This window comes from Arthrobacter sp. 35/47 (assembly GCF_000520475.1).
GTDB lineage: Bacteria > Actinomycetota > Actinomycetes > Actinomycetales > Micrococcaceae > Arthrobacter_D > Arthrobacter_D subterraneus.
The window spans coordinates 65,142-73,537 of the sequence record NZ_KI914590.1 but is presented as its reverse complement, the minus strand read 5'-3'; the positions used below and the strand labels follow the sequence as shown (position 1 = coordinate 73,537).

9 protein-coding genes and 1 pseudogene are annotated in these 8,396 nt (G+C 65.9%); 1 reads left to right on the top strand and 9 read right to left on the bottom strand.

The genetic code is table 11. The features are described from left to right. Window positions 1-638, bottom strand: a pseudogene (locus X803_RS0106275) (alpha-ketoacid dehydrogenase subunit beta); the annotation flags it as partial. Window positions 639-640: 2 nt separating this feature from the next. Continuing rightward, on the bottom strand, window positions 641-1,708 hold the full coding sequence (gene pdhA / locus X803_RS0106270; RefSeq protein WP_253907402.1) for a pyruvate dehydrogenase (acetyl-transferring) E1 component subunit alpha: 1,068 nt from the start codon (window positions 1,706-1,708) through the stop codon (window positions 641-643). Window positions 1,709-2,027: 319 nt separating this feature from the next. Here pdhA and X803_RS0106265 point away from each other — a divergent pair, with 319 nt between their 5' ends. Next, on the top strand, window positions 2,028-2,471 hold the full coding sequence (locus tag X803_RS0106265; protein ID WP_026544477.1) for an Lrp/AsnC family transcriptional regulator: 444 nt from the start codon (window positions 2,028-2,030) through the stop codon (window positions 2,469-2,471). Window positions 2,472-2,494: 23 nt separating this feature from the next. Here the strand turns inward: X803_RS0106265 and X803_RS0106260 are convergent, their stop codons facing one another. The 7 genes from X803_RS0106260 to paaA all read right to left on the bottom strand — a co-directional run bounded on the left by X803_RS0106260 (window position 2,495) and on the right by paaA (window position 8,253). Continuing rightward, window positions 2,495-3,229 (bottom strand): VldE C-terminal domain-containing protein, encoded by a 735-nt coding sequence (locus X803_RS0106260; protein WP_026544476.1) that lies wholly within the window; start codon window positions 3,227-3,229, stop codon window positions 2,495-2,497. A gap of 306 nt (window positions 3,230-3,535) precedes the next feature. Further along, window positions 3,536-4,315: an enoyl-CoA hydratase/isomerase family protein gene (locus X803_RS0106255; protein WP_026544475.1), complete on the bottom strand. Its 780-nt coding sequence runs from the start codon at window positions 4,313-4,315 to the stop codon at window positions 3,536-3,538. 122 nt (window positions 4,316-4,437) lie between these two features. After that, complete coding sequence (gene paaE / locus X803_RS0106250) at window positions 4,438-5,598, bottom strand: 1,2-phenylacetyl-CoA epoxidase subunit PaaE (protein WP_026544474.1); 1,161 nt, start codon at window positions 5,596-5,598, stop codon at window positions 4,438-4,440. After that, window positions 5,598-6,107 (bottom strand): 1,2-phenylacetyl-CoA epoxidase subunit PaaD, encoded by a 510-nt coding sequence (gene paaD, locus X803_RS0106245; protein ID WP_026544473.1) that lies wholly within the window; start codon window positions 6,105-6,107, stop codon window positions 5,598-5,600. The genes paaE and paaD overlap by 1 nt, the downstream gene beginning before the upstream one ends. After that, window positions 6,101-6,925, bottom strand: coding sequence for a 1,2-phenylacetyl-CoA epoxidase subunit PaaC (gene paaC / locus X803_RS0106240; RefSeq protein WP_026544472.1), 825 nt, complete (start codon window positions 6,923-6,925; stop codon window positions 6,101-6,103). Before paaC ends, paaD begins: the two co-directional genes overlap by 7 nt. After that, the gene (paaB, locus tag X803_RS0106235; RefSeq protein ID WP_026544471.1) at window positions 6,922-7,275 is read right to left on the bottom strand and encodes a 1,2-phenylacetyl-CoA epoxidase subunit PaaB; all 354 of its coding nucleotides are present in this window, start codon (window positions 7,273-7,275) and stop codon (window positions 6,922-6,924) included. The genes paaC and paaB overlap by 4 nt, the downstream gene beginning before the upstream one ends. Then, window positions 7,276-8,253 (bottom strand): 1,2-phenylacetyl-CoA epoxidase subunit PaaA, encoded by a 978-nt coding sequence (paaA, locus tag X803_RS0106230; RefSeq protein WP_035778118.1) that lies wholly within the window; start codon window positions 8,251-8,253, stop codon window positions 7,276-7,278. Window positions 8,254-8,396: the final 143 nt, after the last annotated feature.

Below are 8,396 nucleotides of genomic sequence, written 5' to 3'. Positions count from 1 at the left end.
TCGTCGGCTTCCTTCCGCAGTTCCGCCAGATCCAGAGTCTCCTTGGACCAGTAGAGCTTCTTCGGCTCGAGGAACACCACGGGATCGGGGAAGCGGATGGCTGCGCGGAGCATCAGGTAGGCATCACGCACGGTTGCCGGCGCGAGCACGGTGAGGCCGGGCGTGTGTGCGTAATACGACTCCGAGGAATCGCAGTGGTGCTCCACTCCCCCGATGCCGCCCGCGTACGGGATGCGGATGACCAGCGGCAGCTTGACCCTGCCCCTGGTCCGGTTGGGCATCTTCGCGACGTGGCTGACCACCTGCTCGAACGCCGGGTACGCGAAGGCGTCGAATTGCATTTCGACGACGGGGCGCATGCCGTTCATTGCCATGCCCACCGCCATGCCCATGATGCCGGACTCCGCCAGGGGCGTGTCGAAGCAGCGTTCCTCGCCGAAGCGGGCGGTGAGCCCGTCGGTGATCCGGAAGACTCCGCCGAGCGGGCCTACGTCCTCACCGAACATGATGACCGAGGGATCGGCCTCCATTGCATCGGCCAGCGCGGTGTTCAGCGCCTTGGCGAAGGTCAGCGGCTGGGGCCCTGCCGGGGGTGCGGCCGTCTCGGCGGCGTCCGACCGGACTGCAGTGTCAGTCATCGCTACGCACCTTCCCGTGAAAGCTCGTCCGCCAGTAGGGCGGCCTGTTCACGCAACTGGCTTGTCTTCTCGGTATAGACGTACTCGAAGAGATCAGCCGGGTTGATGTCCGGGTCGGAGTTCAATCCGTCGCGGAGGGCCGTGGCGGTCTGCTCGGCGGCGTCGGCGATGTCCCGCTCCACATCAGCGTTGAGCAGGTTCAGGTTGCCGAGGTAGGTGCGCATCCGGGTGATCGGGTCCTTGGGAACCCACTTCTCGACGTCGGACTGTGAGCGGTAGCGGGAGGGATCGTCCGCGTTGGTGTGGGCCTGCATGCGATAGGTGTGAGCCTCCACAAGGGCCGGGCCACCGCCGTCGCGAGCCCGGTCGACCGCCTTGCCGAGGACGGACAGCATGGCCGCGAGGTCATTGCCGTCCACACGTTCACCGGGCATTCCGTAGCCGATCGCCTTGTGGGCCAGGGAGGGAGCCACGCTCTGGTGCTTCAGCGGCACGGAGATGGCGTACTCGTTGTTCTGGACGAGGAAGACCACCGGCACATGGAACACCGCGGCGAAGTTGAGCGCCTCGTGGAAGTCGCCCTCGCTGGTGGCGCCGTCCCCGCAGAGCGCCAGCACCACGGTGTTCTCGCCGCGCAGCTTGGCTGCATGGGCCACGCCCACGGCGTGCAGCAGCTGGGTGGCCAGCGGTGTTGCCTGGGTGGCGGTCTTGTGTTCATGCGGGTCATACCCGGAATGCCAGTCACCTCGCAGCAGCGTCAGCACTTCGAGGGGATCCACTCCGCGGGTAATCACCGCAACGGTGTCCCGGTAGGTCGGAAACAGCCAGTCGTCTTTTTCCAGAACGACGGCGGCAGCCACCTGGCACGCTTCCTGCCCGTGTGAGGAGGGGTAGACAGCCATCCGGCCCTGACGGACCAGTGCATTGGCCTGCTCGTTGATCCGGCGGCCGATGACCAGCTTCCGGTAGGCAGCAAGGAGCTCGTCGCCGTCGGGCAGCGGGTAGCGGTCGTTGTGGACGTGCTCTCCCTGCGGATCCACAAGCTGGACCGGCTCGCCGGACGGCAGCATGTACTCCTCCGCCGTGGGACCCACATCGATGCTGCGGTCCTGGCCCGTGCGCTTCACGGACCCGCCGTACTGGTTGCCGGCGGAGCTCCCGGTTGAAATGCTCATGCTGCCTCCTCAGCCGTTCCGACATGAGGGACGGCTTCTCTGCCCGACGCTTCCCGACCCGCAGGCCGGATAACGATATCTGTTGCTCAATTATGCGTTTACTCGCGCTTTCGTATCCACAACAGCGAACTATCGTGGAAGAATGAAACCGAGATAGATATTTTGGCAGACGAATTGCTTATGTGAGCTGGATAACTAACAAGGGTGTAGACAGATGGTGGAGCAACCCCTCGACGACGTCGACCGCAGGATCCTCGCCGAGCTCACCAGGGACGGCCGGCTTTCCGTAACGGCGGTGGCGGAAAACGTTCACATTTCCCGCGCGCACGCCTACTCACGGATTGCACGGCTGACGGAGACCGGGGTGCTGACCAAGTTCACTGCGCTGATCGACCCGATCAAGGCCGGCCTCAGGTCCTCGGCCTACGTGACGCTCAAGGTCCGCCAGCACTCCTGGCGGGAGCTGAGGGAGCAGCTGCGGGCCATCCCGGAAGTGCACCATATCGCGCTGGTCGGCGGGGACTTCGACGTCATCCTCCTGGTGCGCGCGGAGGACAATGTGGATCTGCGGCGGGTGATCTTCGACCAGCTGCAGTCCATGCCGGGCGTGCTGGACACCCAGACCTTCCTGGTGTTCGAGGACATGGATACGCGCTAGGGCTTTTGTCCGGGTGCGCCCGGTCAGGGTTCTCCGCGCAGCACGTCGACGTGCACGTGGTCGAGATGGCGGAGGATCTCATTGCCGGGGTCCGGTGCCTCATAGTTGTGCCATCCGCCACGGGACAGGTGCGCGCTCCAGAACCGGTCGTCGAAGATGACGTACTGGATATCCAGCTCCTCGGCGTGCGCCACCAGCCAGTGAGCCAGGATCCAGCCCTGACGCCGGTTTTCCTCGCTCACCGGCCGGAAGAAGATGTCAATGGCCCGCCCGTCGTAATGGGTCGAGTCCGCTCCGTGGCCCTGGCCGACGCCTCCCGGGGCGAACCCGCCAAGGCTCTGGTCGCCGAACACGGCGGCCATCTCCTGCCGCAGCCGTTCAGCGCGCGGGGTCAGGCCGGTGGCCGTGAGTTCCTGTTGCTGCAGGTCACCCGCCGCCGGTCCGCGGCAGCTCAGGCTGGGGCCGGTGTCGTCAGGCGGTCCGTCGGCCAGTCGCTGCAGCACTGCCTGGTCGATGCCGGAGGTGTCCGGGGCCTCCAGCCCACGGGCGAGGAGCGCCACCGCCGTGGTGGCCAGCCTGGCCTCATCCCGGTCAAGCCCGATTTCCCCCTCGGCTGTCTCGACTGTGCATTCGGCAAGGCCCGGCAGCAAGCCATCCCCGGCGCGAAGACCGGCCGACAAGCCGGATCCGGAGAACACCGCAGTGGAGGCCAGCCCGAGAAGCAGCAGGCCCACCAGCAACCAACCCACGTTTCGCACGGCGACCTTCCAGCTGCAACAAGGAACTGGAAGCTTTAACTCATGGCCCTCGGTGGTGGTTCCTGCCCGGGGCGGTTCCCGGAGAACTGCCTGCAGGTGCAGAGATGGTCGGGACTCCCGCCGTACTGGAAAGTGACATCCCGTTCTGAATGTCACCGTCCCCCATGAGGCCCCACAGCAGGCGTCCCGACCACCTGTCCCAGTAAATGCCACGAAAGGACAAAATGTGTCCCCTTGGACGGAAATTACGCCGGATTGAGTTCAAACCGTTGCACAACCGGTTTCCCGGGTGTAATAAACGAGGCGCTAGCCGCGGAAAACCGGCGGCCGCTTCTCCTGGAAGGCACGGAACCCTTCGGCGTAGTCGGTGCTCCCGCACAGTTCACCCTGAACGTGGTTCTCCTCGCTCACGGAGTCCCAGAGGCCCAGCCGCCGGTCCCGGATGGAGGCAACGAGTTCCTTTGACGCCCGGAAGGCGCCGGTGGCGCCCTCGGCTACGCGTTCAACAGTGGATCTCGTGGACGGGAGCAGTTCCTCGGCCGGGAAGACCCTGCTGAACAGCCCACTTGCGACGGCGTCCGCGCCGCTCATCAGGTCCGCCGTGTAGATGAGGTCGAGCGTCCGGTGCGCGCCCAGACGCTCCGTGAACAGCCAGTGGCCGCCGGAGTCCAGGGTTGCGCCCAGCTTGGCGAACGGCGAACCGATTTTCGCGGAATCGGCCACGTAGACCACATCCGTGGCGATGAGGAGCCCGAGGCCCACACCGAGGCACGCACCGTGCGCGGCTGCGAAGGTGGGGGCCGGGAAGGCCGCCATCTTCTTGAGCAGCGGGGTGACGAGCCCGTCCAGGTAGGCAACGGCGTCGTCGGTTTCAGGATCGACGCCGGAGATGTCCCGTCCCGCGCAGAAGGCCCTGCCCTCACCGCGCAGCAGCAGCGCGCGGACGCGGCCGTCCGCTGCGGCGGAGGCGGCGTCGTCGTACGCTGTGGACAGCTCGGCCAGCGCGTCCTCATTGAGGGAATTGAGCTTCCCCGGCGCGTTGAGGACTATCTCGGCGACGTTGTTCTCAATGGTCAGGTCGATCATGCAAGCGCTCCTCTTCTTCTACAGTTTTTGTCGCCGATCTGCTGTTATGAGCGGGCGATAACAGCAGATCGGCGACAAAAACTTCCCGGTGGTGACGGTGGCGGTGGGTGGGAACTCCGGGGTCAGGCGTCGTAGTCGACAGTGACTTCGGGGCTGGTGGGCCTGGACTGGCACGTCAGGACGTACCCCTTGGCGAGCTCGTCCGGCTCCAGCGCGTAGTTCTCCTCCATGTCCACCGTTCCGCTGACCACCTTGGCCCGGCAGGTGCCGCATACCCCGCCTGCGCACGCGAACGGCACGTCGGGACGCACCCGCAACGCGGCGTTGAGGATGGACTCACGCGCGTGAGTGGGGCTTGAGACGGTGCCCTGCAGCCCGTCGAGGTTGAAGTTGATGGAGAAGACGTCGTCGCCCTCCGCCTCCTTGACCGGCCGGCCGATCTGCCCCTCGGGCTTGGTGGGCTCACCCGTGGTGAAGAGCTCGAACCGGATCTTCTCCGGCGGAACTCCCCGCTCGGCGAGGGTGTCGCGGCAGAGCTGAACCAGCTCGAAGGGTCCACAGAGGAACCACTCGTCCACCTCGTCGGTGCGGATGACGCTGGTCAGCATGGTCTGCAGCTTCCCGGCGTCAATGCGTCCGCTCAGCAGCGGGGAAATGCGCTGCTCGCGGGACAGCACGTGATGGAGCGCGAACCTGGCCGGATAGCGGTCCTTCAGGTCGGCGAGCTCCTCGAGGAACATCACGTCCATCGACGCCTTGTTCGCGTAGATCAGGTCAAAGCGCACCGCCGGGTCGGCTGCCAGGACCGAGCGCGCAATGGCAATGACCGGAGTGATGCCCGAGCCCGCGGCAACGGCCACGAAGGAGTGCTCCGTGCTGGTGTCGATGCTCTCCGGGTTGTTCAACCCGGTCATGGGGTGCTTCGAGATGAACTGGCCCATGGGGCTCATCACATCGAGCTTGTCGCCCGCCTTGAGGAACTCGTTGGCCCAGGTCGAGAAGGTCCCGCCGAGGTCCTTCTTGATGGCCACCCGGATTTCCCCGGGCTGCGGCTCCGCGCAGATCGAGTAGCTCCGGCGCACTTCCTTTGGCTCACCGTCGATGTCGAGCGTGGTACGCAGGGCGACATACTGTCCGGGCACGTAGTCGAAGCGGCCGGCCAGCTCCTCGGGGACAGCGAACGTCACCTCGATCGCGTCTTCCGTCAGCCGGCGCACCTCGGCGACGGTCAGTTCATGGAAAGCGGTCCGCCGCTTCGTGGAGGGCGCCAGTTTCACTGCCATTAGTGCACCTTGAAGTAGTCGAAGGGCTCCCGGCAGTCCTGGCAGACGTAGAGCGCCTTGCAGGACGTGGAGCCGAAGCGGGTGAGCTCACGGGTGTTCAACGATGAGCACTGGGGGCACTTGACGCTCAGCCCGACGCTCACTTTTCCGGCGGCCGCCTTGCCCGTGGGCGGGGCGATGCCGTATTCCTCGAGCTTTGCCTTGCCCTCCGGGCTCATCCAGTCCGTGGTCCAGGCCGGTGCGAGAACCAGGGCAACCTGCACGTTCGCGTACCCCTGCATTGCCAGGGCGGTGATGACGTCGTCGCGGATGGCATCCATGGCCGGGCACCCCGAGTAGGTGGGGGTGATCGTGACGGTGACGGCGCCGTCGTCGTCAATGTCCACCGCGCGGAGGACACCGAGATCCTCGATGGTGAGTACCGGAATTTCGGGATCCGCAACGGTGGCAGCGATCTCCCAGACGGCGGCCTCGGACGCGGTCCGGGACGGGTGCAGGGTGGTCACCATGTTGCCCCCGGATGTTCCCGGGCGAGGACCTGCATTTCGGCCAGCAGGTAGCCGAGGTGCTCGCTGTGCTCGCCGCGCCGGCCGCCGCCGACTGCCGCAGGTACCTCGGGGACCTCCAGGTCAGCCTCCGCGAAGAGGCCGTGGATCTCCGCATCGAAGGACTCCCGCAGCGAGGACGGCAGGACCGCAGTCCCCTCCAGCTCCTTCACGAGGCTGTCATCCTCGAAGAGCTCCGCCACGTACGGCCAGGTGAGGATCAGCCCCTCGATCATCCGGCGCCGGGATTCCTCGGTGCCCAGGGCGAGGCGCAGCACCCACTGGCGGGCGTGGTCCCGGTGGTAGTCCACTTCCTTCACTGCCTTCGCGGCGATGGCCGCGAGCGTAGCGTCAGACGAACTGACCAGCCGGGAGTACAGGGCGAACTGGTACTGCGAAACCACGAGCTGCCGCGCGATGGTCCGCGCAAAGTCGCCGTTGGGCTGCTCCACCAGGTGGGTGGAGCGGAACTCGTCCTCCCCGCGGAAGTACGCGAGGTCATCCTCGGTCTTGTCCCAGGCTCGCGCGGCGTAGGTGAGGAATGACCGGGCGTGCCCGATCTGGTCCAGGGCAATATTGCCCAGGGCTACGTCTTCCTCGAGCTCAGGAGCCCGCGAGATCCACCAGCCAAGGCGCTGGGCGAGGATCAGGGCGTCATCGCCGAGGCGCAGGGCGTACTCTGCGACGGCCTCGCTGGGGCGGACATCCGAGGCCGCAATGTCCTCCGGCCGCAGCGCGTTGCCCGGAGTGATGCGGGTGGCGCTCGCGTTCGACTCGCTCACAGGTGCTTCACTCCCTCGCTCTTGGTGTAGTAGGTGGCATGCCGGTAGTCCTTCCCCTGCGGGGACTCGAAGAACGGGCCCTTGGCATCGGGATCGCTGGTGATAATGGCCGACGCCGGCACCACCCAGAGGCTCACACCCTCGTTGCGCCGGGTGTACAGATCGCGGGCGTTGCGGACGGCCATGTCCGCGTCTGGTGCGTGCAGCGATCCGGCGTGGACGTGGCTGAGCCCGCGCGAAGACCGCACGAAGACTTCCCACAGCGGCCACGGCTCGGCCGTGGGGTGGCCCGGCTGTTCCGCGCTGGGGGCCTTGGCGCCGTCGTCGCCTGTCTGTGATCCACCGACCATTTATGCCGCCTCTTTCAGTTCGTTGCGCTTTGCTGCCTGCTTTGCGGCGTAAGCCGCAGCCGCCTCGCGGACCCAGGCGCCGTCGTCGTGCGCTGCACGCCGCCGCTCCAGTCGCTGGGCGTTGCACGGTCCACGGCCTGCAAGCACTTCCTTGAATTCGTTCCAGTCCAGCGGGCCGTGCTCCCACTTGCCCGTTTCCTCGTTGAAGCGGATCTGGTCATCCGGGAGGGTAAGGCCGAGGACCTTGACCTGCTCCACGATCATGCCGACAAAGCGCGAGCGGAGCTCGTCATTGGAGAAGCGCTTGATGTTCCAGGCCATGGACTGCTTGGAGTTGGGCGAGTCATCATCCGGGGGGCCGAACATCATGAGGCTCGGCGCGTACCAGCGGTTCACGGCGTCCTGCGCCATTTTCTTCTGCGCTTCGGTGCCGTTGGACAGCTCCAGCAGGATCTCGAAACCCTGGCGCTGGTGGAAGGACTCTTCCTTGCAGATGCGGACCATCGCGCGGCTGTAGGGGCCGTAGGACGCCCGGCACAGCGGAACCTGGTTGGCGATCGCCGCGCCGTCAACCAGCCAGCCGATGGCGCCCATGTCAGCCCAGGTGCGCGCCGGGTAGTTGAAGATGCTGGAATAGCGCGCCTTGCCTGCGATGAGGTCCTCAGTCATGGTGTCGCGGCTGGTGCCGAGGGTCTCCGCAGCCGAGTAGAGGTAGAGACCGTGCCCGGCTTCATCCTGGACCTTGGCCATGAGGATGGCCTTGCGCTTCAGGCTGGGAGCGCGGCTGATCCAGTTCGCTTCGGGCTGCATACCGATGATCTCGGAGTGCGCGTGCTGGGAGATCTGCCGGGTAAGGGTCTTGCGGTAGGCCTCCGGCATCCAGTCACGGGGTTCGATGCGGGAGTCTTCGGCGATCAGCCGGTCGAACTGTTCCTGCTCCGCAGTCAGGTCCTGCGGAGTGTCAGTCGCGGTTGTCATGATGGTCACCTCACTGTGGGAGGCCGGCTGAAGTGCCGACCCGAAATAATTACCGACCGTTCGTTCAGGATATCGGCGAGGCGAGTTCAGAGTCAACACCGGCGGGTCCGGAGACATAAGGAAGGGCCGGAACAGCAGGTGCG